At 61.9% G+C, this 26155-nt stretch carries 18 protein-coding genes; 12 read left to right on the forward strand and 6 right to left on the reverse strand.

Annotated elements, in window-relative coordinates; translation table 11 throughout:
- The first annotated feature begins 61 nt into the window (after nucleotides 1–61).
- The 4 genes from ACH6CX_RS15715 to ACH6CX_RS15730 all read left to right on the forward strand — a co-directional run bounded on the left by ACH6CX_RS15715 (nucleotide 62) and on the right by ACH6CX_RS15730 (nucleotide 3263).
- Nucleotides 62–874 carry a DUF4349 domain-containing protein gene (locus ACH6CX_RS15715; protein ID WP_233005777.1) on the forward strand — a complete coding sequence of 271 codons (813 nt, stop codon included), beginning with the start codon at nucleotides 62–64 and terminating at the stop codon, nucleotides 872–874.
- Nucleotides 875–946: 72 nt separating this feature from the next.
- A complete protein-coding gene (gene trxA / locus ACH6CX_RS15720; RefSeq protein WP_233005776.1) occupies nucleotides 947–1801 on the forward strand; it encodes a thioredoxin in 855 nt (284 codons plus the stop codon).
- A 122-nt stretch (nucleotides 1802–1923) separates the two neighbouring features.
- A complete protein-coding gene (locus ACH6CX_RS15725; protein WP_233005775.1) occupies nucleotides 1924–2241 on the forward strand; it encodes a YqfO family protein in 318 nt (105 codons plus the stop codon).
- A 77-nt stretch (nucleotides 2242–2318) separates the two neighbouring features.
- Nucleotides 2319–3263 carry an alpha/beta fold hydrolase gene (locus tag ACH6CX_RS15730; RefSeq protein WP_396675846.1) on the forward strand — a complete coding sequence of 315 codons (945 nt, stop codon included), beginning with the start codon at nucleotides 2319–2321 and terminating at the stop codon, nucleotides 3261–3263.
- A 42-nt stretch (nucleotides 3264–3305) separates the two neighbouring features.
- On the opposite strand, the gene ACH6CX_RS15735 is transcribed toward ACH6CX_RS15730, so the two are convergent.
- The 4 genes from ACH6CX_RS15735 to ACH6CX_RS15750 form a co-directional block, all read right to left on the reverse strand.
- Complete coding sequence (locus tag ACH6CX_RS15735) at nucleotides 3306–3845, reverse strand: NUDIX hydrolase (RefSeq protein WP_396675848.1); 540 nt, start codon at nucleotides 3843–3845, stop codon at nucleotides 3306–3308.
- Nucleotides 3846–3933: 88 nt separating this feature from the next.
- A complete protein-coding gene (gene nhaC, locus ACH6CX_RS15740) occupies nucleotides 3934–5403 on the reverse strand; it encodes a Na+/H+ antiporter NhaC (protein WP_233005772.1) in 1470 nt (489 codons plus the stop codon).
- A 53-nt stretch (nucleotides 5404–5456) separates the two neighbouring features.
- Complete coding sequence (gene arcA, locus ACH6CX_RS15745) at nucleotides 5457–6725, reverse strand: arginine deiminase (RefSeq protein ID WP_396675851.1); 1269 nt, start codon at nucleotides 6723–6725, stop codon at nucleotides 5457–5459.
- A gap of 16 nt (nucleotides 6726–6741) precedes the next feature.
- Nucleotides 6742–8175: a basic amino acid/polyamine antiporter gene (locus ACH6CX_RS15750; protein ID WP_396675853.1), complete on the reverse strand. Its 1434-nt coding sequence runs from the start codon at nucleotides 8173–8175 to the stop codon at nucleotides 6742–6744.
- Between the two features lie 232 nt (nucleotides 8176–8407).
- On the opposite strand from ACH6CX_RS15750, the gene ACH6CX_RS15755 reads away from it, so the two are divergent.
- The 6 genes from ACH6CX_RS15755 (at nucleotide 8408) to ACH6CX_RS15780 (ending at nucleotide 17401) form a co-directional block, all read left to right on the forward strand.
- Entirely contained in the window at nucleotides 8408–9664 is a 1257-nt protein-coding gene (locus ACH6CX_RS15755; protein ID WP_396675855.1) for an efflux RND transporter periplasmic adaptor subunit, read from the forward strand.
- A 93-nt stretch (nucleotides 9665–9757) separates the two neighbouring features.
- A complete protein-coding gene (locus ACH6CX_RS15760) occupies nucleotides 9758–12919 on the forward strand; it encodes an efflux RND transporter permease subunit (RefSeq protein WP_396675857.1) in 3162 nt (1053 codons plus the stop codon).
- 108 nt (nucleotides 12920–13027) lie between these two features.
- Nucleotides 13028–13639: a CoA pyrophosphatase gene (locus ACH6CX_RS15765; protein WP_233005767.1), complete on the forward strand. Its 612-nt coding sequence runs from the start codon at nucleotides 13028–13030 to the stop codon at nucleotides 13637–13639.
- A gap of 146 nt (nucleotides 13640–13785) precedes the next feature.
- Nucleotides 13786–15618 (forward strand): ABCB family ABC transporter ATP-binding protein/permease, encoded by a 1833-nt coding sequence (locus tag ACH6CX_RS15770; RefSeq protein ID WP_396675859.1) that lies wholly within the window; start codon nucleotides 13786–13788, stop codon nucleotides 15616–15618.
- Nucleotides 15619–16095: 477 nt separating this feature from the next.
- Complete coding sequence (locus ACH6CX_RS15775) at nucleotides 16096–16191, forward strand: hypothetical protein (protein WP_396675892.1); 96 nt, start codon at nucleotides 16096–16098, stop codon at nucleotides 16189–16191.
- Complete coding sequence (locus tag ACH6CX_RS15780; protein ID WP_396675894.1) at nucleotides 16151–17401, forward strand: Zn-dependent hydrolase; 1251 nt, start codon at nucleotides 16151–16153, stop codon at nucleotides 17399–17401. Before ACH6CX_RS15775 ends, ACH6CX_RS15780 begins: the two co-directional genes overlap by 41 nt.
- Before the next feature lie 254 nt (nucleotides 17402–17655).
- Here the strand turns inward: ACH6CX_RS15780 and ACH6CX_RS15785 are convergent, their stop codons facing one another.
- Entirely contained in the window at nucleotides 17656–20679 is a 3024-nt protein-coding gene (locus ACH6CX_RS15785; protein ID WP_396675861.1) for a thrombospondin type 3 repeat-containing protein, read from the reverse strand.
- A 448-nt stretch (nucleotides 20680–21127) separates the two neighbouring features.
- Nucleotides 21128–23674, reverse strand: a complete 2547-nt coding sequence (locus ACH6CX_RS15790; RefSeq protein WP_237064308.1) for a thrombospondin type 3 repeat-containing protein — start codon at nucleotides 23672–23674, stop codon at nucleotides 21128–21130.
- Between the two features lie 356 nt (nucleotides 23675–24030).
- On the opposite strand from ACH6CX_RS15790, the gene ACH6CX_RS15795 reads away from it, so the two are divergent.
- A complete protein-coding gene (locus ACH6CX_RS15795) occupies nucleotides 24031–25488 on the forward strand; it encodes a DNA-3-methyladenine glycosylase 2 (protein WP_233005762.1) in 1458 nt (485 codons plus the stop codon).
- Entirely contained in the window at nucleotides 25485–25997 is a 513-nt protein-coding gene (locus ACH6CX_RS15800; protein ID WP_305080596.1) for a methylated-DNA--[protein]-cysteine S-methyltransferase, read from the forward strand. Before ACH6CX_RS15795 ends, ACH6CX_RS15800 begins: the two co-directional genes overlap by 4 nt.
- The last annotated feature ends 158 nt before the right edge of the window (nucleotides 25998–26155 follow it).

Here is a 26155-nt window from a genome sequence, read left to right on the forward strand (position 1 = left end):
TGTGGCGCAGAGAACCTTTGCGCTGACCCGCTGATTCTCCCTGTCGATATGGATACCGTTGATGAGTAACCGATTTTTATTTGTGCTGCTGGTTCTGCTCCTGGCCAGCGCTTGCAGTCGCGATTCCAGCGATGATTCTGCCCGGATGGCTGAACCAGCCGGGCAGAGTGCGGCGCTCAAGGTCGCGGACATCCAGCGCCAGCGCACAAAGTACCTCGCATATACCCATTCTGTTTCGGTGGAGTATGCGGTGGATGAGCTGGAGGAACGTTACGAGTCATTGCTGGCATGGTGTGCCGACGATGCGAAGTACCGCTGCACCCTGCTGGATAGCCGCTTGAATACCAGCAATTATGTCAGCGGGCGGATCGAGGTGCGCTTGCTGCCGGGAGGCGTGCCGGCATTGCTGGAGGTGGCCGCGGGCGGCGGTACTACAACCGGGCGTTCCACCAGTATTGAGGACCTGGGCGACGCCATCGTGGATAACCAGAAGCGGGTGGAAATGCTGCGGGATTACCGCGCCCGGCTGGAAGGGTTGAGCGAGCGCACCACCGACGATATCGAGGCTCTGGTCAAAGTGGCATCGGAGTTGGCCCGGGTCCAGTCCGACCTGGAAATGGCCGAGGGCAAGCGCAGCCGGCTGCTGCAACGGGTGGAGATGGACCGGGTGCAAATCCAGCTGTTATCGCTGTCGCAGAAATCGTTTGCGCAGCCCATTGCCGGGGCATTCCGCAGCTTTGGCGGGCAATTGTCGGAAGGGATAGCCGATACCGTGACGGCAGTGGCCTACCTGTTGCCGTGGATGCTGCTGGGATTGTTCCTGCTCTACCTGGCGCGCCTGGTATGGGTTCGTGTGCGCCGGAAGCATCACTGACAGGGTGATGGGTGTTGGTTGGAAATTGGGCGATCGGGTAAACTGCGCCCAAAATCAGATTCAGGAGTGGTTGTGAACGAATTCATTGTCGATGTCACGGCGGAAAACGCCCAGCAGGTGCTGATCGAGGAATCCATGAAACGCCCGGTGGTGGTGGACTTCTGGGCCGACTGGTGCGAACCCTGCAAGCAGCTGATGCCGGTGCTGGAAAAACTCGCCTCCGAGTATGCCGGCCAGTTCCTGCTGGCCAAGGTCAATGCCGATACCGAGCAGATGCTGGCGGGGCAGCTGGGCGTGCGCAGCCTGCCCACGGTGATGGTATTGAAGGAAGGCCAGCCGGTGGATGGCTTCGCCGGTGCCCAGCCGGAGAAGCAGATCCGCGAGATGCTGGACAAGTACCTGCCCAAGCCCTGGGACCTGAAACTGGAGCAGGGCAAGGCGCTGGTGGCTGAGGGAAAGCTGGACGAGGCCCTGCCGGTACTGCGCCAGGCCTACGGCGAGTCCGGCGAGCGCCAGGATATTGCCAAGCAGCTGGCGGCGGTACTGCTGGAGCAGAATCGCACCCAGGAAGCCGAGGAGGTACTGGGCAAGATCCTGCTGGCAGACCAGGACAGCGATTACCAGCAGCTGATGTCCCAGCTGGAACTGAAGCAGCAGGCGGCGGAAACCCCGGAGATCAAGTCCCTGCAGGAGGCGCTGGAGAGCAACCCGGGCGATTTCGACACCGCCTATAAGCTGGCGGTGCAGTACAGCCAGGCCCATCGCACCCAGGAAGCACTGGACCTGCTGCTGGATATCCTGCGCAGCGACATCAATTACGCCGATGGTGCGGCCAAGCAGGCCTACCTGGATATGGTCAAAAGCCTGGGAGCGGGTGACCCGCTGGCGACCCAGTACCAGCGCAAGCTGATGACACTGCTTTACTGATAGTTGTTCCCTGTTGCCAGGCCGGGCGGCAACGGCCCGCCTGGCTTGCCGCAAGTATTCCGCGACCCACTCACGGGCCGCGGTGTCCGACACGATGACTCCCCGGAGGCGGTACTGACACCATGTACAAACTCTGCGTTTACATTCCCGAGACCCACCTCGAACCCGTCAAGCAGGCCCTGTTCGTCGCCGGTGCCGGCCGGATCGGCGACTACGACAGTTGCTGCTGGCAAGTAGCCGGCACCGGCCAGTTCAGGCCACTGCCGGGCAGCCAGCCGTTTATCGGCCAGAGCGGTGAGGTGGAACAGGTCAATGAATACCGGGTGGAGCTGGTCTGTGCCGACGACCTGGTGGGTGAGGCGCTGGCGGCGATGCGCGCGGCCCACCCTTACGAGGAACCCGCCTTCGACCTGTGGAAGCTGGACGACCGCTGTAACTGAGCACGCCAGCCCCGACCGTGCCGCCAGGGAAAAAGCATGCAGCATAACAACACGATAATCGCCAAAAGGAATTACCCATGCAGGCACCATCGGTCCGCTATCTCTGTTGCCTGGTTATTTTACTGGTGATGGGCTGCGAGCAGCAGTCGGGCAGTGCCGGAGCAGTACCGCTGGAGAGTGAGCCCCGACTGGTGCGGCTGCCATATACCAGCCAGGCGGACGGTGCCGAGCGGGAATTCTTTGTCTACCTGCCCCGGGGCTACGAAAACCATCCGGGCCGGAAGTGGCCGCTGTTGCTCTTCCTGCATGGCAACGGTGAGCGGGGCAATGGCCGGGATGAGCTGGATTTCACCCTGGTCCACGGCCCGCTCTACGAGGCCTGGATCCAGAAACGCGACCTGCCCTTTATCATCGTGGTGCCGCAACTGCATATGTTCGGTATGGACGAGAAAGTCCCCTATATTGCCGACCGCTCGCGGGAACAGATTCCACAGCGACTCGCAGATGGTGTTCCCGAGCGCCTTTATATGGGGGCCCGTGGCGAGATGGGACCGGGGAAAGAAGTCGCCGGCTGGGAGGAGCGGCCGATTGGCTTGCCCCTGGGCTGGGACAGGGTGGAGACAGACCTGGTGCAGATGCTGGACCAGGTCGCATCGGGGTACCGGGTCGACAAGCGGCGGGTTTACCTGACTGGCCTCAGTTACGGTGGCTTCGGCAGCTGGTATATGGCCAGCCGTTACCCCCAGCGTTTTGCCGCGGTGGCGCCGGTAGCGGGCTGGGGCCACCCGGACCTGATGCCGTCAATCGCTGACAACAGCCTGCCGGTATGGGCCTTTGCCGGCGGTCGCGACCGGGTTGTCGACAAGTCGGATTTTTACGCCGGTATCAACCGCCTGGAAGAACTCGGGGGCGACGTGCGCTTCACCTTGCACGAGGATATGCCGCACGATGTGTGGGTCCGCGTCTATGCGGGGGAGGACCTTTACCGCTGGCTGCTGGCCCAGTCGCTGGATCGGCGGTGAAGGCGGCCGGGACGGCCGCCATGTATTCGTGGTTTGCCCGGCTCACAGCTTCCGCGCAATCACACCGCGGTGCAGGGGGTAGCGTCCCTCGCGGCGATCGGCGAAGTAGTGCCCCAGGGTCTCTGACATAATCGGGAAGGCGATCTCGTCCCAGGGAATCTCCTCTTCCCGGAACAGTTCCACTTCCAGCGACTCCGGGCCGGCACCGAAGTTGGTGTCGGTCAGCTCGCCGCGGTAGATCAGGTAAACCTGGTTGATATGCGGAATGTCATAAACGGTATACAGGTCGTCTACGCGGATATTGGCTCGCGCTTCTTCCCAGCTCTCCCGCAGGGCACCTTCCTCGCTGGTCTCACCATTCTCCATAAAGCCTGCCGGCAGGGTCCACAGCCCCAGCCGGGGTTCGATGGCACGCTTGCACAGCAGCACTTCGTCGCCCAGGTAGGGCAACACGCCGACGATTACGCGTGGGTTGATGTAGTGGATTGCCCCGCAGCCGCCGCACAGGTGGCGGGGCCGGTCGTCGCCCTCGGGGATGGAGAAAGTGACGGCATCGCTGCCGCAATGGCTACAGAATTTCATGGCGGCATTATACGTGCGAGTTTCCCCGGCGTCAGCGCCGGTGCGTATGGCTGGGGATATCGGGATTGGCTCAGGCCCCGGGAGGCTTCTATGGTGGACTGTCGAGTCGCACTACCTTGAAACCGGTATAGCCCAGCAGCAGACTCAGGATCGGGCTGGCGATATTGAATATGCAGAAGGGCAGGTAGACCAGGGTGGGCACGCCCAGCACTGCTGCCATAAAGGCGCCGCAGGAATTCCAGGGGACCAGCGGCGAGGTGACTGTGCCGCAGTCCGCGGCCAGGCGCGATAGGTTCTGGGGCGCGAGTCCGCGCCTGGCAAACTCGGCGCGGTAGACGCGCGTAGGCAGGACCAGCGCGATGTACTGGTCACCGGCAATGATATTTAGGCCGAAGGCGCTGGCGAATACGGTCAGGAACAGCCCGCCCGTGGTTTTGGCGCGGTCGATCAACGGATCGATCAGGCGGTGAATCAGCCCGAATTCATCCAGCAGGGAACCGAAGGTGACCGCGCCCATAATCAGCCACAGGGTGAACAGCATACTGGCCATGCCGCCGCGGGACAGCAGCTGGTCTACATCGGCAATGCCCGATTCCATACTGAAACCGCTGGCCATGGCCAGCCAGGTTGCCTTGATGGCCTCCACGATGGAGAGCCCGGAATCTTCGCCGACGAACCCGGCGTAGACCTGCGGCTGCAGGAAAGCGCCAAGTACTCCTGCAAACAGCGCGGACAGCAGCAGGCTGATGGACGCCGGGTACTTGCGGATCGACAGCCATACCAGCAGGGCCAGAGGCAGCAGGTTCAGGATGGTGATGCGGTAAATGCCGTTGAGCGCCTCCAGTTCAACGGCGCTCTGCAAATCGCTCTGGCCCGGTGCCTCCACCCGGCCGAGTCCCAGCAGGGTGAATACAACCGCCGCCAGCAGGAAGGCCGGTACCGAGGTCCACATCTGGTTGCGGATATGGGTATAGATGTCGACCCTGACCATTTGGGCCGCCAGTATGGTGGTCTCCGATAGCGGTGAGTTCTTGTCACCCAGGTAGGCACCGGATATCACCGCCCCGGCGGTAATCGCGGTGGACACCTCCAGCATCGCGGCGATCCCCACCAGGCCTACCCCGATGGTTCCGGCGGTGGTCCAGGAACTGCCGATCGACATGGCGATCAGGCCGCAGATAATGGCCGTGGCCACGTAATACCAGGTGGGTGAGAGAAACTGGATACCGTAATAGACCAGGGTGGGGATGGTGCCGGACAGGTTCCAGGTGCCAATCAGCGCGCCCACCGCCAGCAGGATAAAAATGGCGCTGGTAATCGATCCCATCGCCGCCTGGCCGGCCTTCTGCACCGTCTCCCAGCGATGACCGTTCTTCATCGCAATCAGTGCCGCCACCATACAGCAGATGATGAGCGCTGCCTGGATGGGACCGTCCAGGGCCTCCATGCCAAACAGTGCCAGGGAGCTGCCGATCAGCAGCGCCAGGGCAACGAGGGGAATGAAAGCATCAGCCAGTGATGGCTCACGCACCGGAGGTGCATTGTTGCTCTTATCCATCTGTTTCTATTAACCCGCTGACGCAGGCCCGGCGAGAACAGGCCCGCAAGGTGTCAGAAGTCCACCGGGTCACGCACGATGGGACAGGTCATACAGTGACCGCCACCGCGGCCGCGGCCCAGTTCGGCACCCACAATGGTGACCACCTCGATACCTTCCTTGCGCAGGTAAGTGTTGGTGGTGGTGTTGCGATCGTAGGCAAACACCACACCAGGCCTGGCGCAGACCAGGTTGTTGCCGCTGTCCCACTGTTGCCGCTCGGCGGCGTAGGCGTCGCCGCCCGTTTCCACCACGCGCAGTTTCTTGAAGTTGAGTGCCCGCGCCACCACTTCGGTAAAGGGCTTGTTCTCGAGGGTGACATGGAGGCTGCCCCTGGAATCCCCGGGCCGGATTACCACCGGGCGCACCTGGTCCATGATTTCCGGGTACAGCGTTACCAGGTCCCGGTCGGCGAAAGTAAAGACGGTGTCCAGGTGCATGGCGGAGCGCAGCCTGGGCATGGCCGCGACAATCACCTGTTGTGCTGCACCCTTTTCGAACAGTGCCGCCGCAAGCTGCGAGATCCCCTGGCGCGAGGTGCGCTCGCTCATACCGATCAGCACCACACCATTGCCCACCGGCATCACGTCGCCACCTTCCACCGTAGCCAGCCCGAAGTTGGTATCCGGATCGCCCCACCAGACTTCGAACTTTTCTTTCTTGAAGTCCGGGTGGAACTTATAAATAGCGGTGGTCAGGAAAGTCTCTTCCTTGCGCGCAGGCCAGTACAGCGGGTTCAGGGATACCCCGCCGTAGATCCAGCAGGTGGTGTCGCGGGTGTAGAGGGTATTGGGCAGTGGTGGCAGCAGGTACTCGGTGGCGCCATGGGCTTCCCGTGCCAGCTCGAAGAACTCGGACTGGCTGAACTCATCCGGCAGGTCCATTACCGACAGGCCCCCGATCAGGAATTCCGCCAGTTTGCGCGGCTCCAGGCTTTCCAGGTAGGCCCTGGTTTCGCCCATCAGGCTGAGGCCCACGTTGTTGGGGGTCACCTTGCGATCCAGTAGCCATTTTTTGGCTTCCGGTACCGCCACCGTCTCCGCCAGCAGGTTGTGCATTTCCAGCACTTCGATATCAAAATCCCGCATCTTGGTCATGAAATCGAAGTGATCCCGCTTGGCGTTCTGGACCCAGAGCACATCATCGAACAGCAGGTCGTCGCAGTTGGTGGGCGTCAGGCGCATATGGGCGAGGCTGGGGGCGCAGACCATAACCTTGCGCAACTGGCCCACTTCAGAGTGGACGCCGAGTGTGGCTTTGGATTCCGGTTTGGCTTTGGCCATGTGGCGAATCTCCGGTTTACAGCGTAATGGCGCCGGTGACCAGTGCGTAAATACCCACGATGGCCCCGAGTACTATGGCTGAGAAGAGCACCAGCTCGATTGGCGTGAACGTCCGCAGCTTGAGTTCGCGGCGGGCAAAAATAAACAGCAGGCTGCCGGGGGCCAGCAGTATGCAACCGAGCAGCACGTACACCAGGCCCCCGGCGATAATCATGAATATTGAGTAAATACAGGCAATGGCAGCGAATGCCATCTCGCGGCGGCGGAGCCGTCCCGGGTCCGATTCGTAGGTCTCCCGCGTCAGCCCCAGTTTCAGGCCATAGGCGGCCACCAGCAGGTAGGGGATCAGCGTCATGGAACTGGTCATTTCGAGGGTCAGGTCGAACGCGTACTGGGCAAAGATGGTCAGGATCAGGAAGATCTGCACCAGGATATTGGTCAGCCACAGGGCCGTCGACGGCACGCCGTTTTTGTTTTCGTGACCGAACGCTTTCGGTACCAGCTCATATCTGGACGCGGTAAACAGTGCCTCTGCACATAACAGGGTCCAGGCCAGGTAGGCACCGAGCACGGAAACGATCAGGCCGGCACTGACAAACACGGCGCCCCAGGTTCCTACCACCGCCTGCAAGACGCCGGCCATGGAGGGTTGGCGCAGATCGGCGATCTCCGGACGGAGCAGGACGCCGTAGGGCAGCAGGGTTACCAGGATCATCAGGCACAGCACGCCGAGGAACCCCATCACCGTGGCCCAGCCCACGTCGGAGCGATTTCTGGCGTAGCGGGAAAACACGCTTGCCCCCTCGACACCGATAAACACGAATACGGTAACCAGCATGGTGCGTCGCACCTGCCCGATTACATCGCGGAAATTGTATTCACCACCACCCCAGAAGTTTTCCACGAACAGGTCTTTCTTGAACGCAAACGCCACGATCACAATGAACATGATGATGGGGATGATTTTGGCTACAGTCACGATCTTGTTGATAAAGGCGGCTTGCTTGACTCCCCGCAGGATCATGAAGTGGATCGACCACAGCACGATGGATGACACAAAGACTGCGGGAACGGTGTTGCCTTCACCGAAGGCCGGGATGGCGGCGCCGAGTGTGGACTTGATCAGGATAAAGTAGGTGGTGTTCCCCAGGCAGCTGCCGGCCCAGAAACCGAATGCGGCGATAAACCCCGGGTAGTTGCCGAATCCTTCCTTCGCGTAGGTAAAGATACCCGCATCCAGGTCCGGTTTTCGCACCGCCAGGAACTGGAATACGAAGGCCAGCATCAGCATGCCGGTGCCGGCAATGGTCCAGGCAATCAGTGCGCCGAAGGGGCCGGTGGCGTTCCCGAAGGTGGCTGGCAGGGAAAATATCCCCGCGCCCACCATGGAGCCCACCACCATGCCCATCATGGTGGTGCGATTCAGGTAGCGCTCTTGCTCTGAGGCCATCGGGAATACCCACCAATTGCTACAACAGCAAGTGTAGATGGTGTGGTTGCATGTCCCGCACTTGCATCAATATTCCAGCGGGAAGTAAAAATGGCGTTATCCAGTTCATCTGCGTACCCGGCCATTCCGCACCTGGGCCCTGGCGCCAAAGGCACTGCCCGGGCGGGCTGTCACAGGCAACATCTATAGTTGAAGGATGAACAAGGCCTTCGGGTATGGTGACAGTCCGGCCATGAACTCCCGCATTCAGATCCCCGGGTTGTGCCTGGGTTTGCTGGCGATCATGCTCGCTGCCTGTGGTGACCGGGGACCGGAGCAAACCGCGCCACCCCCGCCGCCGGTGGAGATACTCTCTGTGCGCGAGCAACCGGTCATTCCCCGGTTCGAGTATGTCGGCCGGGTCGAGGCCACCGATGAGCTGCAGGTAAGGCCACGGGTGGAGGGCAATATCCAGGGGCGCTACTTTGAGGAAGGCAGCCTGGTCAGGGAAGGCGAACTGCTTTACGAGATTGATCCGCAGCCGTTTGTTGCCACGCTGGAAAATCGCCGCGCCGCCGTCTCCAGGGCCCGTGCAGCGCTGGAGGTGGCCGAGCGCAACTATGGGCGCGGGCGCGAATTGGTGCCGAAGGGCTTTATCAGCAAGTCGGATTTTGACCGGTTGAAGGGGGATTTTGAGCAGGCCCAGGCCAGCCTGAAAGAGGCCAGGGCTGACGTCAGCACGGCGGAACTCAATCTTTCCTACACGCGCATTTATGCTCCCCTGACAGGTCGCATCGGGCGGTCCGCCTTTCCCGTTGGTGCTTTGGTGGGACCGCAGTCGGAGCCGCTCGCGACCATACTCAATACAGACCCGGTATTCGTCTTGTTCGAGGTGCCAGAGGATAGGGTGTTCTCGGTCCAGATTACCGCGGAGCGCCGCGCCCGGGCCGGGTTGCGGCCGGAACAGCGGGATATCCGCATCGAGCAGCCGGACGGCAGTTTTTATCCCCACCCCGGCACCATTGCTTTTGTCGACAACAAGGTCAACCCGAATACCGGCTCTGTGGCGGTCCGGGCCGAATTCCCCAACCCGAACCAGTTGCTGATCCAGGGGCAGTTTGCCCGTGTGTCAGTCCGGGTCTATGGCGGCAGCGAACAGGTCAAGCCGCTGGTGCCGCAGTCGGCGGTGCTGGAAGACATGCAGGGGCGCTATGTATTCGTCGTGGACAGCCAGGATATCGCGCATCGCCGGTACCTGGAGCTGGGCCAGCGTGAGGGAGAACTGTGGGCCGTGGAAGAGGGCCTGAAAGCCGGCGAAACCGTGATCGTCAATGGGCTGCAGCGGGTGGTCGCGGAGCAACCGGTGGATCCCCAGTCCTCCGCCCGTAACCCCTATGCCGACTACCGTGCCGGAAGTCGCGAGGGCCCTGGGCGCGGGGCAAGTGGTGAGAAGGATAAGCGGGATGGGTCCGGCATCGGCAAAGACCTCGTGCCTACGGACAGCAAGTAGGCGGTCGCCGGCGCAGGCAGCGGCGGGATGCAGGGGCCGGGGTGCGGCCAGGCGACAGGGAGATGGAATTTTGCCGACAGGGAGTGGACTTTTTTGATCAGCGCATTTTTCATCCGGCGGACCAGGTTCGCTTTTGTGATTTCAATCCTGATCACCCTGGCGGGGCTGCTGTCCCTGCCACTGCTGCCCATTGCCCAGTTTCCCGACCTGGCCCCGCCGACCGTCACCGCCACCACCCGGTTTGACGGCGCCAGTGCTGAGGTCATGCGGGACAGCGTGGCGGTACCCCTGGAGGCGGAGGTTAACGGCGTTGAGGACATGCTGTACATGTCCTCTTCCAGCGGCAATGACGGCAGTTACCGGTTGACGGTGACCTTCGAGAGCGGCACGGACGAAGATATCGCGCAGGTCAATGTGCAGAACCGGGTGCAGCAGGCCACACCCGCGCTGCCGGAAGAGGTGCGCCGCAATGGCGTGATCGTGCGTAAGCAGTCCAATACCATGCTGCTGGTGGTCAACCTGATCTCCCCCGAGGAAAAATTCGATGAACTCTTCCTGGCCAACTATGCCCAGATATTTATCCGCGACGAGCTGGCACGGGTACCGGGGGTCAGTGACGTCAGTATTCTCGGTTCCCTGAATTATGCCATGCGCATCTGGCTGAACCCGGACCGGATGGCAGTGCTGAATATTACCGCGCAGGATGTGATCAATGCGGTACGCGCCCAGAATATGCAGGTCGCCGCCGGCCAGATCGGCTCACCGCCGATCGGCAAGGACCAGCAGTTCCAGTACAACATCCTCGCCCAGGGGCGGCTGGTGGATGTGGAGGAATTCAAGGATATCAGCCTGCGGGCCAACCCCGCCGGTGGCATGGTGCGGATGAAAGATATAGCGCGGGTGGAACTGGGGAGCGAGTTCTACAGTGCCTATGGCCGCCTGGACGGCAAGCCGGCGGCGGTGATCGCGGTCTACCAGCTGCCGGATGCCAATGCCCTTAACGTGGCCGAGGGCATCCGGGAACGCATGGCGGTGCTGAAAGAGCGTTTCCCGGAGGGACTGGAGGCGGAAATACTCTACGACACCACCGAGTTTGTCAGCGCATCGATCAGGGAAGTCGTGGAGACTCTGTTGATCGCACTGGTGCTGGTAATCCTGGTGGTATTCCTGTTTCTGCAGGATATCCGCTCCACCCTGATCCCCGCCATTGCCATCCCGGTGTCGCTGATCGGTACCTTTGCCCTGATGCTGGCATTCGGTATGACCATCAATACGGTCACCCTGTTCGCGCTGATCCTGGCCATCGGCATTGTGGTGGACGATGCCATTATCGTGGTGGAAAACACCCAGCGCCTGATGTCAGAGGGCCTGCCGCCACGGGAGGCTGCGCTCAAGTCCATGGAGGAAGTGACCGGGCCGGTAATTGCCACCACGCTGGTGCTGCTGGCTGTGTTTGTGCCGGTCATGCTGATGCCGGGCCTGACCGGGGGCATGTACCGGCAGTTCGCAGTCACCATCAGCATGGCGGTGATCATTTCCTCCCTCAATGCGCTGACGCTCAGCCCGGCTCTCTGTGCCACCCTGCTCAAGCGCAGTGAGGGCGGCGAAGTGGCCGGGATGAAGGAGACCGGGATTTTCGGTTGGTTCAACAAGACGCTGCACCGGCTGACCAGATCCTATATGGCCATGGTCGCGTTCTGGGTGGCCCGGCCATTGATGGGTGCGCTGTCAGTCGTCGGGATAGTCGCTCTCTGCTACTGGTTGTTTACTTCGGTGCCCTCGGGCTTTATACCGGACGAGGATCAGGGATTTTTCCTGGTCCACGTACAGTTGTCCGAAGGGGCCTCACTGAATCGCACTGGCCCGGTGGTCGAGCAGATCCGCGAAATCATGCGTGCCGAGCCTGAAGTGGCCCACGTGATGGCGGTGCCGGGATTCAATATCCTGGCGAACAATGTCAGTTCCAACTCTGCGTTCATGATCGGGATCCTGCGCCCGTGGGACGAGCGGCCGGAACGCTCCCAGCACCAGATGGCAGTGATGCAACGGGTGCAGCAGAACGTGGCGGCAGTTCCCGAGGCTCGGGTGATGGTGTTTCCAACACCGCCGCTGCCCGGGGTGGGCACCATCGGCGGCTTTGAATTTATCCTTACCGACCTGATGGGGCGTGATGCGTCCGAGCTGGCAGGCGTCCTCTACGATGTCCTCGGCCAGGCCAACCAGCGGCCGGAAATCGCCCAGGCGTTTACCAGTTTCCAGGCCAGCACCCCGCAACTGGAGCTTGAGGTCGACCGGGACAAGGCCCATACCCTCGGGGTGCAGCTGACAGATGTCTACAACACCCTGCAGACGCAGCTGGGTGGCTTCTACGTCAACGACTTCAACCTGTTCGGTAAGGTTTTCCGGGTCATGTTGCAGGGTGATGAACAGTTCCGCAGCGACGAGCAGGACCTGTCGGGATTTTTCGTCCGCGCCAACAGCGGCGAGCTGGTACCGGTTACCTCCATTGTCGAGATCTCGCCCACAGTGGCCCCCCAGACCATTGACCGCTACAACCTCTATAACAGCGTCACCATCAATGGTGCCCAGGCCCCGGGCTATTCCAGCGGCGAGGCGATGCGGGCCATGGAACAGTTGGCGGAGCGCCTGCCTGCGGGTTACAGCTACGAATGGACCGGGTCCAGCCTGCAGGAAATCACCTCGGGGAATATGGCTCCCATCCTGTTTTCCCTCGCCATCGTATTCGTATACCTGTTCCTGGTGGCGCAGTACGAGAGCTGGATGATTCCGATTGCGGTGATGTTGTGCGTGCCGATCGCCATTGCGGGGGCGTTGCTGGTTAACCTGCTGGCGGGGGCGGTCAATAACCTGTATACCCAGATCGGCCTGGTATTGCTGATCGGCATGGCGGCCAAGAGTGCAATCCTGATCGTGGAGTTTGCCGCGAACGAACGCGATGCCGGTAAGTCCGTGGCCGAGGCGGCGATAAGTGCCACCCGCCTGCGGTTCCGGGCCGTGCTGATGACGGCGTTGTCGTTTGTGCTGGGAGTGATGCCGCTGCTGGTGGCCTCCGGCGCCGGGGCGGCCAGTCGCATTTCGCTGGGGCTGGCGGTTTTCGGGGGCATGACTGCAGCGGCGATTTTCGCCACATTACTGGTGCCGGTTTACTACGCGCTGGTGCAGTCCCTGCGGGAGAAAATCAAGGGCGGGCATATTCCGGCCACGCACCGGGCGGGCCCGCCAGCGGAACCCTGAATCCTGGCCGGAAAATGTGGTCTCAGGTGTTGCTTGCCGTATAGTAAGTACAGGTGAACTGCATACCGTGCCCGGGGCACGTGCTGAAGGTGAGAAGACAATATTACGATGCTGGACAAGATCGAGCGTAGATTCCGCCATTTCCGGGACAAGTTGGAGTCCCGGGTGCCCGCCGCGCCGGACCTGAGTGGTCATGCCGCGGTATTGCTGGCGCTGACCGAAGAGCCTGACCCGGAAGTCATTCTCACCCTGCGATCCGCCCACCTGTCGACGCACTCCGGTGAGGTTTCCCTGCCGGGTGGGCGCTGGGAAACCGGGGATGCATCCCTGCTGCATACGGCCCTGCGGGAAACCGAGGAGGAAATCGGCCTGCCAGCGGAAGCGGTGCGGGTGCTGGGGCCGCTGTGGCCGCGCAGCACCCGTTGGAACGTGCACGTGACGCCCTGGCTTGGGGTGGTTTCACCGGACGTGGCACTGGTACCGAACCCGGGAGAGCTGGACGCGATCTTCCGCGTGCCGCTGTCGTTTTTCCTGGAGGACCCGCGTATCCGCACGGACCAGATCACCATCGATGAGCGGGCCATCTACCTGCCGGCCTACCAGTTCCAGGAATACGAAATCTGGGGCTTTACTGCCGGCATCCTGACCGAGTTCCTGGTGAAGATCCTCGATGCCGATATTTCCCACCGCAACGATGTGCCTTTGCGGGCACTGAACTGACTTAATCCTCCCGGAGCCGCGGGAGCCCCCAGGCGGGCGAACGGTGCTTCTTGAGCCTGCCGGAACCCGGCGGGCCAGCTTCCGCGGCGGCTGCAGCCAGCGATTCCGGGCCGTATACTGTGGGCCGGTTTCTCCCGAGTTTTACTATGCCCAGACCCAAGTCCGCGGTCGCCCTGGAAGATGTGCACTGGGGCGCGCTGAAAACCCTGTTTCCCTACCTGCTGGAATTCCGCCGCGCGGTGGTGCTTGCGCTGCTGTGCCTGGTGGGCGCCAAGCTGGCGAGTGTGGGGCTGCCTTTTATCCTCAAGCATATCGTCGACGACCTGGATGCCGCCGGTGGTGCGACTGCCGCGATCGCGTTGCCACTGGGGCTGTTGCTGGCCTACGGCGCGGTACGCTTTTCCAGTGTGCTGTTTGGCGAGCTGCGGGATACCATTTTCGGCCGGGTCACCGAGCGCGCCCAGCGGCGTATCGGGCTCGAGGTCTTCCAGCACCTGCACCGCCTCGACCTGGACTTTCACCTCAACCGCCGCACCGGGGGCCTGTCGCGGGATATCGAGCGCGGCATTTCCGGTATCGGTTTCCTGATGCGCTTCATGGTCTTCAACATTGTCCCGACCCTGCTGGAAATCGGCATGGTGGCAGTGCTGTTGTGGTGGAATTACAGCGGCGTGTTTGCGCTGCTGGTACTGGGTGCGGTGGTGGTTTACATCGGGTTCTCGGTAGTGGCCACTGAATGGCGGACGCGTTTTGTGCGTGAGCTGAATGAGGCTGAATCCCGCAGCAGCAGCCGTTCCGTGGACAGCCTGCTGAACTATGAGACGGTGAAGTATTTCGGCAATGAGCAGTACGAGGCTGGCCACTACGACGTGGAACTGGCCCAGTGGGAGCAGGCGCGGCGCAAGAACCGGCTGTCCCTTTTCGGGCTCAACGCCGGCCAGGCAGTGATTATCGCCACCGCAATGACCGCAGCGATGGTGCTGGCCGCTGCGCGGGTCACCCAGGGGCAAATGACCATTGGCGACTTTGTGCTGATCAATGCCTTTATGATGCAGATTTTTATCCCGCTCAACTTCCTCGGCTTTGTCTACCGGGAAATGAAGGGCTCCCTGGCCAATATCGAGAAAATGTTCTCGTTGCTGGAGGTGGCGCCAGGGGTGAAGGATATGCCCGGGGCAGGCGAACTGCAGGTAACGGAGGGCCAGGTGGAATTTGAGGCTGTCCGGTTTGGCTACCGCCCGGACCGGGAAATCCTCAAGGGAATCACTTTTACCGTGAAGCCGGGCCAGAAAGTTGCCATTGTCGGTGCCAGCGGCGCCGGCAAGTCGACCCTGTTCAAGTTACTGTTCCGTTTCTACGATGCCTCTGCCGGGCGGATCCTGGTCGACGGGCAGGACATTCGTACCGTCAGTCAGGCTTCCCTGCGTCGCGCCATCGGCGTGGTGCCGCAGGATACCGTGCTCTTCAACCAGTCACTGCTGGAGAATGTCCGCTACGGCCGTGTCGATGCCAGCGATGAGGAAGTGCTCGAAGCCATCCGGCACGCCCAGCTCTACGGTTTCATCAGCCAGTTGCCGGAGGGCGCCAACACCCTGGTGGGGGAGCGGGGGCTGAAACTCTCCGGTGGCGAACGCCAGCGGGTGGCGATTGCCCGGGCCCTGCTCAAACACCCACCAATCATGGTCTTCGACGAAGCCACCTCCTCCCTGGACAGCCGCTCAGAGCGAGGCATCCTGGAGGCACTGCGGCAGGTGGCCCGGGAACAGACCACCCTGGTGATTGCCCATCGCCTGTCCACAGTGGTGGATGCGGACGTGGTCCTGGTCCTGGACGAGGGGCGTATCGTGGAGCAAGGCAGCCACGAGCAGCTGCTGCGACAGGCGGGCCACTATGCTGCCCTCTGGCGTATGCAACAGGAGCAGGGCGAGGAAGGTGCTGTGGTTGATCAGGAATTGAACAGTGTGTCCCGGGACCACTGAACCCTGCGGCCACATTCTTGATAATTGGGCCGCACCGCTCTAATGTTGCGAGCCGTTGCAAAGATAACGATAGGCAGAGGCCCATATGAAGACTGCAAAATTTGCCACCGCGCTACTGGCGCTGGCTGTCATGAGCGCCTGCTCCCCCCGCGGGGAGCAGACCGAGGTAATCGAGGAGACCGGTACCGCGGTCGAACAGACCCAGGCGGAGCCCTCCGAGCAGGAAGCTGCCGAAGCCAATGGCCGCTTTGATATCTATGTTCCGGTTGAGCTGAACGCGGACCTGTCCGACCTCTCGGACGACCAGCGGCAGATGATCGGCCTGCTGATCGATGCCAGCCAGATCATGGATCGTCTCTTCTGGCTGCAGTCATTTGGTCCCGCAGAAGAGTTGCTACCGGGCATCGAGGACAGCGCCAAGCGCGAGTTTGCACGGATCAACTACGGTCCCTGGGACCGGCTCAACAACAACGAGCCATTCATCGATGGCTACGGCCCCAAGCCGCCCGGTGCCGAGTTCTATCCGGAAGACATGACCAAGAAGGAGTTCGAGCAGTGGCAGCAGCCGGGTAAGGATGGCCTCTACTCCCTGGTACGCCGCGACCAGGATGGCAACCTGAAGCTGGTGCCTTACAGCGAGGCCTACAAGAGTGACCTGGAGAAGGCTGCGGAAATCCTGCGCCAGGCGTCCGAGCTGGCCGAGGACGAGCAGTTTGCCAATTACCTGAGCATGCGCGCCGACGCGCTGCTGTCTGACGATTTCCGTCCCAGCGATATGGCCTGGATGGACATGAAGGACAATGAAATCGACGTGGTGATCGGCCCGATCGAGAACTACGAGGACCAGTTGTTCGCCTACCGCACCGCGTACGAGTCCTACGTCCTGCTGAAGGACATGGAGTGGAGTGAGAAGCTGGCCAAGTTCGCCGCCTTCCTGCCCGAGTTGCAAAAGGGCCTGCCGGTGGATGACAAGTACAAGTCCGAGGTGCCGGGCACCGATTCCGACCTGAACGCCTACGATGTAGTCTTTTACGCCGGCCACAGCAATGCGGGTTCCAAGACCATCGCCATCAACCTGCCCAATGATGAAGAGGTCCAGCTGGCCAAGGGCACCCGCCGCCTGCAGTTGAAAAACGCCATGCGCGCCAAGTTCGACAAGATCCTGGTACCCATCAGTGAAGTACTGATCGCCGAGGACCAGCGCCAGCACATCACTTTCCCGGCTTTCTTCTCCAATACCATGTTCCACGAGGTGGCACATGGACTGGGGATCAAGAAAACCGTGACCGATGGTAGCAATGTGCGCCAGGCGCTGAAGGAAACCTCGTCGGCGCTGGAAGAGGGCAAGGCGGATATCCTTGGCCTCTACATGGTGACGCGCCTGCACGAGAAGGGCGAGATCGAGGAAGGGGAACTGATGGACAATTACGTCACCTTCCTGGCCAGTATCTTCCGCAGCGTGCGCTTCGGTGCCGCCAGTGCCCACGGCAAGGCCAACATGATGCGTTTCAATTACTTCAAGGAGCAGGGCGCATTTACCCGCGATCCGGAAACCGGGCAGTACAGTGTGGACTTCGACAAGATGCAGGAAGCCATGACCAGCCTGTCCAACCTGATCCTGACCATCCAGGGTGACGGTGACTACGAGAAATCGAAGGAGCTGCTGGACAGCAAGGGCGTCGTTGGCGCCGAGCTGCAGGCCGACCTGGATCGCCTGTCTGATGCGGATATCCCGGTGGACGTCACCTTTATCCAGGGTAAGGAAGTGCTGGAACTGAAGTAAGGTCCCATAAACCCCTCCCACAAAAAACCCGGCATCACTGCCGGGTTTTTTGTTTGTAATCGCCTGCTGTAGGAGCGGCCCATGGCCGCGACCAGCGGTCGGACAACCCCGGGGCTGCAGCTGCCTTGATGGAAGCTCCGAAGTATTTCGCTGCGCCCGATGTACCCCGGTAAGGCCACCGCAGCGGGAACTGGCGGCGCTACGTGAGCGAAACAAAACCGGCCCCCGGCTGCTGCCCGGGAGCCGGTTGCCGATCAGCGGTTGATCGGGGCCAGGCAAGCCATGTACACATCCAGCTGGTTCACTTCGGTGGGCAGGCTGCCAAGGCTCAGCCGTACCCGGTCGAAAGGCTGTACCGAGTTGATAGTGATCACGCGCTGGTTCACGGCACCGTCCACATCGAAGACCACCAGAGAGCTGCCTGTGCCGCTGTCACCGGTGGGCTGGCCGCCAAGCATGGTGCTGATGCGTACGGTTTCCAGCAGCACCAGGTCCAGGAGAGAGGCAGGCTTCTCCACCAGGAAGCCTATGCGATGCCTGCCGGACAGCACCGTGGTCTTGGTCACATCGATATAGGCACCGCCACCGGCCCCAGCCGATACCTCGATCCGCGCGGCATCGGTGATCACATCGTTGGTGACCCGGCCAGGGCTGGTAACCGAGCATTCCAGGCAGGGAGTGACAATGCCGTGGGCCAGCTTGGAATCACTGGTGGTAATCGGCTGGAAGTCGCCGACTGACTCACAGGTGGCCGCAAGGCCGTTGTCGCAGGCATCGCCGATACCATCATTGTCGAAATCGTCCTGCTCTGGGTTGGCAGTCTGCGGGCAATTGTCCTCCTCGTTGGCCACCCCGTCGTTGTCCACATCGGGGTCACAGGCATCCCCGATACCATCGCCATCCGCGTCGAGCTGGTTCGGGTTGGACACTGCCGGGCAATTGTCGTCCCCGTTGTCCACGCCGTCGCCGTCGCGGTCCAGGTCGCAGGCATCGCCCGGGCCGTCACCGTCCTGGTCCGACTGGTCCGGGTTGTAGTCGACCGGGCAATTGTCTTCACTGTCGTTGACGGAATCGCCATCCAGGTCTTCGTCACAGACGTCACCGAGGCCGTCCCCATCGGCATCCGCCTGGTCATTGGCGGTCATGGGGCAGTTGTCCTCATCGTTAGTGAAGCCGTCGCCATCGACATCGGCGTCGCAGGCATCGCCGACACCGTCGCCATCGAGGTCGTCCTGGCCGGCATTGGGCTCCGCCGGGCAGTTGTCCTCGCCGTCATCCAGGCCGTCATTATCGGTATCACTGTCCGCATCGCATGCGTCGCCGATGCCGTCGCCGTCCTGGTCAGCCTGGTCGAGGTTTGCCTCACCGGGGCAGTTATCGCGGTCGTCGGGGAGGCCATCGCCATCGCGATCATCGTCGCAGGCATCGCCGGTGCCATCGCCGTCCAGGTCCGACTGCTCTGTATTGGCAACCAGCGGACAGTTGTCGGTGTCATCCTCGATACCGTCATTGTCATCGTCGCTGTCACAGGCATCGCCCTGCGCGTCGCCGTCGGTGTTCAACTGCTCTTCGTTGGCGAGTGCGGGACAGTTATCCACGTCATCACCGACCCCATCACCGTCCTCATCGCTGTCACAGGCATCGCCGTACTGGTCGCCGTCGCGATTGGCCTGGTCGGAATTGGGAATATAAGGGCAATTGTCGTCCTCATCGGCGATCGAGTCGTTGTCGTCGTCACTGTCACAGGCATCGCCGATACCATCATTGTCGGTGTCGGCCTGTGAGTGATTGGCAACCGCCGGGCAGTTATCGCCGGTATTTTCATCGCCGTCGCCATCGCGGTCGGTATCACAGGCATCACCGATACCATCGTCGTCCTGGTCCTGCTGGTCGGCATTGGCATCCTCGGGACAGTTATCGGCTTCGTCAGGTACGCCATCTGAATCGCTGTCGGTATTGTCGTCGCAGGCATCACCGAACCCGTCTCCATCGGTGTCCTGTTGGTCCTCGTTGGCAACAGAGGGGCAATTATCAGCGTCATTGTCGACATTGTCCCCGTCGACATCATCATCACAGCTGTCGCCGATTCCGTCGCCGTCCGCATCGGTCTGCTCGGCATTGGCATTGAGCGGACAGTTATCGTTCACATCATCGACACCGTCGTTGTCACTGTCTTCGTCACAGGCATCTCCGTTGCCGTCACCATCTGTGTCCTGCTGGTCTGCATTGGTAATCAGGGGGCAATTATCGCTGCTGTTCTCGGTGCCGTCGCCATCGGTATCGCTGTCGCAGGCATCACCGGTGCCGTCGCCGTCAGCATCGGCCTGATCGCGATTGGCGGTGGCGGGGCAGTTGTCGCTGTCCTCGGCGATGCCATCACCATCGCTGTCGGTGAAGTCATCACAGGCATCACCAATGGAGTCATTATCCGTGTCCTCCTGCCCGGGATTGGGTGTATCAGGGCAGTTGTCCTGCGCGGTGGGGGTATTGTCGCCATCGTGGTCGTTGTCGCAGGCGTCGCCAATGCCGTCCCCGTCCAGGTCTGCCTGGTCCTCATTGGCCGTGGCCGGGCAGTTGTCTGATCCATCGTCGACGCTGTCGCCATCATCATCTTCGTCACAGGCATCACCAGTACCGTCGCCATCGGTGTCGTCCTGCTCCGGGTTGGCCACGGCCGGGCAGTTATCCGCGCCGTCGTCGAGGCCGTCATCATCAGAATCACTGTCGGCATCACAGGCATCGCCAATGCCGTCGTTGTCCTGGTCCTCCTGGCCCGGATTTGCTGCCATGGGGCAGTTATCCAGGCTGTCGGTGACCTCATCACCATCGGTGTCATTGTCACAGCTGTCGCCGGTACCATCGCCATCGAGGTCATCCTGATCACTGTTCGCGACCAGCGGGCAGTTGTCGGCACTGTTCCCGACGGTATCGCCGTCGATATCGTTGTCGCAGGCATCACCGGTACCGTCGCTGTCACCATCGGCCTGGTCTGGATTGGCGGTCGAAGGGCAGTTATCGGCACTGTTGTCTATACCATCTCCATCCCGATCGCTGTCACAGGCGTCGCCGCTGCCATCGCCGTCGGCATCGCCCTGGCCGGGATTAGCCATGTCCGGACAATTGTCATCCTGGTCCGTGATGCCGTCGCCATCGGTGTCCAGCGGGGCCGCGGAGGCGCTGTTGAAGGTGGTTGTCTCCCTGCGACCGCTCTCATCCGCTGTGCAGGCGTAGAGAAGGGTGAGCGATGCAAAGAGAAGAAAGATCGGGAAGCGCATCATGCGGGTTTCTCCGGAGCAGGTTTTTGTTGTCTGCCCGGGGCGGGAATCTGGCGTAGATGCAATGGTCGGGACCACACAAACCGGCGTCCCTGCACGGTTGGTGACTTCAGCCTGAACAGCAACTTCCCTGTCGCCCCTGGCACGCCGCCGGGTGGATCTGGATCCCGGCGGCTTTCCTTTGCCTATAGAAAATTTTCTTTATTGCGTGATGGCTTTCTAATCTAAAGTGTGATTTGTGTCTATATGTTGGCGTCAAAGCTAACGAGTGTTGAACCTGGCGATATGACTATTTGTTGTTAACTGCCTTTCAGGTTGGCCCCCTCGTTTGGCCGCCTGACTTCTCTGCCGGTTCGGTTGCCGGGGCGGCGTTCAGTGCTGTGCCGGTTTCGCGACAGGTCAGTGTTCGATCCTGTGGCCAGGCGGGCATAGCACAGCAATCCGCCTGCGGTCATGGAGGTGGGACTGGGGCCAGGCACGGCAGGTAAATGTCTAATTGGTTTACAGAATATGGCAGGCCGTCGAGTCGAACCTCGACAGCATCGAAATCCGCGTCGGTTTTGAATGTTACCAGGCGGCGAAAACCGGACTCACCCTGTAGCCTGAACACCAGCAGCTCCCGGCCGTGAGCACGCTCGCCGGTGTCCACCCCGTCGAGTAATGTCCGCAGGGTGAGGCCTTCGAGGATTATGCGATCAAGGTGCAGGGTGGCGGACTCGAGGATAAAGCCGGCCCTGAAAGGTCCCGTATACGCCTCATTGGTATCCACTATCCGGATAAAAGCGCTGCCCGCCGAGTCTATGGGTACCGCCAGGCGCCCGGCATTGGCAAAGAAATCATCGGGAACGTTTTCCGGGGTGAATACCGGGCACAGGGGGCAGTCGGGACCTGAGCCCACGGTGAAATCAATATCGAACCCGGAGAGCGCCCTGAACCCACCCCGGTCGCCACAGGAGACCGGTTCATTGGTGTCGCATACGTCCCCCAGGCCATCATCATCAATATCCTCCTGCCCGGTATTGGCCTGGAGCGGGCAGTTATCGGAGGTATTCCCCACGCCATCGCCGTCGAGGTCGGCATCGCATAGGTCACCGATGCCGTCATTGTCGCGGTCGGCGCCGTCGGCATTGGGAATGTCCGGGCAATTGTCCGCCGAATCCGGAATGCCGTCCCCGTCCCGGTCGGTTTCGCAGAGGTTGCCGTCGCCGTCGTCGTCATCGTCGAGCTGGTCCGCGTTGGCGGTAAACGGGCAGTTGTCGGTGCCGTTGGCAACCCCATCGCTATCAAGGTCGTTGTCGCAGGCATCCCCACGGCCGTCCAGGTCGATATCGGACTGCGCTCCATTGGCGATGTCCGGGCAGTTGTCGCGGTCGTCGCGGATACCGTCGCGGTCCGCATCCGGCCGGACTTCCTCGCAGGCATCCCCGATCCCGTCGTTGTCGTCATCTTCCTGTTGCGGGTTCGGGATATCGGGGCAGTTGTCCTCTGAATCCAGCACCGTGTCATCATCGCGGTCCGGGGTCGGTGCTGCACAGGCATTGCCAATGCCGTCCCGGTCGCTGTCTTCCTGGCCGGGATTGGTTGTGTCGGGGCAGTTGTCCTCACTGTCTGCGATGCCATCCTCATCCCGGTCCAGGCCCTGCGGCGTGGGGTCGCAGGGATTGCCGCGACCATCGCCGTCATCGTCTGCCTGGCTGTTATTGGCAAGAAGGGGGCAGTTGTCGTTGCCGTCCTCCCGGCCATCGCTGTCGTCATCCCTGTCGCAGGCGTCGCCAAGGCCATCAGCGTCCGTGTCGCGCTGGTCGGGGTTGATCACCAGCGGACAGTTGTCATCGCTGTCGGGAAAGGTGTCATTGTCGTCATCCGGGTCGCAGCTGTTGCCGAAACCGTCCCTGTCCGGGTCCGGCGGATTGGCGAGGTCGCTACCGGGGCAGAGATCGGGACCGTCGCCGGGAGGAGAAGCGCCACAGAGGTCACCAACGCCGTCTGCATTACTGTCGGCCTGGTCGGGGTTGGCAAGGCCCGGGCAGTTGTCATTGTCGTTGGCCACACTGTCGCCATCCCGGTCGCGGTCGCAGGTGTCGCCCACCAGGTCATTGTCGAGGTCGGCCTGGTCGGCGTTTGCCTGAACCGGGCAGTTATCGTCGATATCATCGATGCTGTCGCCGTCATCATCCAGATCACAGCGATCTCCCAGGCCGTCACCATCGCGGTCGGACTGGTCTGTATTGGCGCGCAGGGGACAATGGTCGCTGCTGTCGCGGATCCCATCGCCGTCGTCATCGTTGTCACAGGGATTGCCGAAGCCGTCACCATCCAGGTCGGCCTGGAATTCGTTGGGACGATCGGGGCAGTTATCCAGCGGGTCCGGGACCCCGTCCAGGTCCGAGTCGACTTCCTCATCACAGGGGTCGCCGATGCCGTCGCCATCGCTGTCTCCCTGTAGGTCGTTGGTGTTGTCAGGGCAGTTGTCGAGGGCGTTGGTAAAACCGTCGCCGTCGCGATCGTTGTCGCACACATCGCCGATACCATCCTCGTCCAGGTCCAGCTGCACAATATCGGGAATACTGGCGGGCTCGCGGTTGGGGTTCAGTGGGCAATTGTCGACGTCGTTATTGACCCCGTCGCCATCGAGGTCACGATCGCAGGAGTCGCCGATGCCGTCTCGATCCTGGTCGGCCTGGCTGGGGTTGTGGGTATCCGGGCAGTTATCGGCATCGTCCTGAACCGAGTCGTTGTCAGTGTCCTGTGGCGGTGCGGGTTCCGGTGTTGTCGGTGGACTGGCTGATGGCGGGGGATCACAGGCGTCGCCGTCACCATCGCCATTGAAGTCGGCCTGGTCGGGGTTGGGGGTTGCGGGGCAGTTGTCCTGCAGGTCGATGATGCCATCGCCATCGGCATCATTATTGCGCGGGCGGCCGTTGTCGTCGTCCGAATCGAATATGCAGCCGGACAGGACGAGCGCAACCAGGACAACCAAAGCCCGTAAACGGAACATCTAAACAACTCCGGGCACATTATCCCTTGTGCCATCACTTCCCTGTGCTCCGGCGACAGCAGCCGGGGCGAATCTCCCGGACCCCTCTTCAGGTTTAGGAGATATCTGCCGATGTGTCGAAAAGGAGGTGGGAGCGACATAGGGGGCGGGCAGCCAACCGGGCATCGTATCCATCATTAAAGCGTTATCCCGGTACTGGATAACTCACCCTGGCTTTGCACCCCCCTGCCGCCATCACCGGGGCTTGCTGGCGGTGGTTAGGCCCTGTTATCACGTCCGGGCCTGTCAGTTCCGAATGTGACTCGTCACCCGGCTGGAATACCCATAGACTGGCCCCATCTGAAGAGGAGTTGCCAGTGGCCCTGTCCCGTGAAACCTGTTCCCGTGCCCGGCTGGCCCGGGACCAGAGATTTGATGGTCTGTTCTACACCGCGGTAAAAACCACGGGTATTTTCTGCCGCCCGATCTGCCCGGCCCGGGCACCCCTGGAAAAGAATGTTGAATACTTTCGAACAGCGGCCGAGGCGGCGACAGCCGGGTACCGGCCGTGCCGGCGATGCCGTCCCGATGCTGCGCCCGGCAGTCCCGCCTGGGGCCTGGTGGGTACCACCGTGCAGCGGGCGCTGGCCCTGATGCGCAGTGAGCGCGAGGGGGCGTCAGTAGAATCGCTGGCGGAACGGCTGGGAATCAGCAGCCGTTACCTGCGGCGACTGTTCAACGAGCACCTGGGTATGAGCCCACTGCAGTACTGGCAGGTGGAACGGGTAATGTTTGCGCTGGGACTGTTGCGTGAGACACGCATGCCCGTGGGCCAGGTGGCGTTCGAGGCCGGCTTCAACAGCACGCGCCGTTTCAATGCGGTTTTCCAGCAGGTATGCCACCGAACCCCCACGGAGGTGCGAAAGGAGACCCGGAGCGGGACTGCGGTCCGGGGTGGGATCCGGTTTTACCTGCCTTACCGGCCGCCCTTTGACTGGCAGAAGCTGCTGGACTTTTTCCGTGCCCGGGCACTCAGGGGAATCGAAGAGGTAAACGACGGGATATACCAGCGGAGCTTTTGCCTGGAGGGCGGTGGGCCAGGTGTGCTGAGTGTCAGCGACGATGCGGCGGCGCACCGCCTGGTGGTGGAGCTGGATTCCGGCGATGGGCGGGGCCTTTTTGTCCTCAACCAGCGGTTGCGCCGGTTGTTTGACCTGGACGTGGATACCGGTGAAATCGGGCAGGTACTGTCTGTGGACCCATTATTGGCACGGCAGCTGGAGTTGTTGCCCGGGGTGCGGCTGCCGGGCGCCTGGGATCCGTTTGAGTACGCCTTGCGGGCGATTCTGGGCCAGCAGATATCGGTCGCCGCGGCGACAACCATAGCCGGGCGGCTGGTGGAGCGTTACGGGGGGCGCTTTGTGGATACCAGTGGCCGGCAGTGGCGGCTCTTCCCGGGGGCCCGGGAACTGGCCGGGGCGGATTTCGAGGGCCTGGGGGTGACACGGGCGCGGGCGGCGACCCTGCGGACTTTCGTGGCGGCGACCCTGGAAGGGCGGGTGGACTTCACCGAGACCGACCTGGAGCGATGGTGTGCGCAGTTGACTGCATTGCCGGGCATCGGCGACTGGACCGCGCAGTACATAGCCATGCGCGGCTTGTCGCTGCCCGATGCCTTCCCGGCGTCAGACCTTGGTATCCTCCAGGCGCTGGGGGAGGGCGGCGAGCGGGCCTCGCCGGGTGCGGCCAGAAACCGGGCGGAGCAATGGCGGCCCTGGCGGGCTTATGGAGCATTACTGCTGTGGCAATCGCTGCAAACTGGGGACAGTGAATGATTGTTTACGAGATTTATCCTACCGTGCTCGGTGATGTCTGTGTCGCCGCAGAGGACAGTGGCCCACAGGCGGCACTGGTGGCGCTGGGCTTCGTCCGCGACGGCAGGTGCCCGGGGATGGGGCCCGGGTGGCAGCGGGGGACGTGCGCCCTGACGGACATGGCGTCGACCCAGCTGGGGGAGTACCTGGACGGTCGCCGGCGGGCTTTCGAGCTGCCGCTGCAGCCCCCCGGCACGCCTTTCCAGCAGCGTGTCTGGGCTGCCCTGCAGGATATCCCCTACGGCGAGACCCGGAGCTACCTGCAGCAGGCGGAAGCGCTGGGTAACCCCAGGGCGGTCCGTGCGGTTGCGCGGGCCAATGGCGCCAATCCCCTCGCCATCGTGATTCCCTGCCATCGCGTTATCGGCGCCGACGGCACCCTGACCGGCTACGCGGGAGGCCTGGAACTCAAGGCCCGCCTGCTCAGCCTCGAGGGCGCCCGCTTTTCCAGGCAGGGCGTACTGCTGTAGGCGGTGGGGCACAGGTGGGCCCGGACCTCCTGCCGGCCCCGTCTCCCCGGGCGGTCCCTCCCGACCACTTTTCCAGCCACTTTTTCAGGCATTTTCCCCCTGTGCCATTTCCTCCCCCGAATCGTGCGCAAGCCGCTGGCAATGACCGGCCACGGGCG

The sequence above is a fragment of the Microbulbifer sp. JSM ZJ756 genome, assembly GCF_044383805.1.
GTDB classification, from domain to species: Bacteria; Pseudomonadota; Gammaproteobacteria; order Pseudomonadales; family Cellvibrionaceae; genus Microbulbifer; species Microbulbifer zhoushanensis.

Coding starts and splice junctions, on each gene's coding strand:
- ACH6CX_RS15715 (WP_233005777.1), top strand. CDS start 62: ATGAGTAACCGATTTTTATTTGTGCTGCTGGTTCTGCTCCTGGCCAGC.
- ACH6CX_RS15750 (WP_396675853.1), bottom strand. CDS start 8,175: ATGGCCTCAGAGCAAGAGCGCTACCTGAATCGCACCACCATGATGGGC.
- ACH6CX_RS15735 (WP_396675848.1), bottom strand. CDS start 3,845: ATGAAATTCTGTAGCCATTGCGGCAGCGATGCCGTCACTTTCTCCATC.
- ACH6CX_RS15725 (WP_233005775.1), top strand. CDS start 1,924: ATGTACAAACTCTGCGTTTACATTCCCGAGACCCACCTCGAACCCGTC.
- ACH6CX_RS15770 (WP_396675859.1), top strand. CDS start 13,786: ATGCCCAGACCCAAGTCCGCGGTCGCCCTGGAAGATGTGCACTGGGGC.
- ACH6CX_RS15785 (WP_396675861.1), bottom strand. CDS start 20,679: ATGATGCGCTTCCCGATCTTTCTTCTCTTTGCATCGCTCACCCTTCTC.
- arcA (WP_396675851.1), bottom strand. CDS start 6,725: ATGGCCAAAGCCAAACCGGAATCCAAAGCCACACTCGGCGTCCACTCT.
- ACH6CX_RS15790 (WP_237064308.1), bottom strand. CDS start 23,674: ATGTTCCGTTTACGGGCTTTGGTTGTCCTGGTTGCGCTCGTCCTGTCC.
- ACH6CX_RS15800 (WP_305080596.1), top strand. CDS start 25,485: ATGATTGTTTACGAGATTTATCCTACCGTGCTCGGTGATGTCTGTGTC.
- ACH6CX_RS15730 (WP_396675846.1), top strand. CDS start 2,319: ATGCAGGCACCATCGGTCCGCTATCTCTGTTGCCTGGTTATTTTACTG.
- ACH6CX_RS15755 (WP_396675855.1), top strand. CDS start 8,408: ATGAACTCCCGCATTCAGATCCCCGGGTTGTGCCTGGGTTTGCTGGCG.
- nhaC (WP_233005772.1), bottom strand. CDS start 5,403: ATGGATAAGAGCAACAATGCACCTCCGGTGCGTGAGCCATCACTGGCT.
- ACH6CX_RS15780 (WP_396675894.1), top strand. CDS start 16,151: ATGACCAAGAAGGAGTTCGAGCAGTGGCAGCAGCCGGGTAAGGATGGC.
- ACH6CX_RS15765 (WP_233005767.1), top strand. CDS start 13,028: ATGCTGGACAAGATCGAGCGTAGATTCCGCCATTTCCGGGACAAGTTG.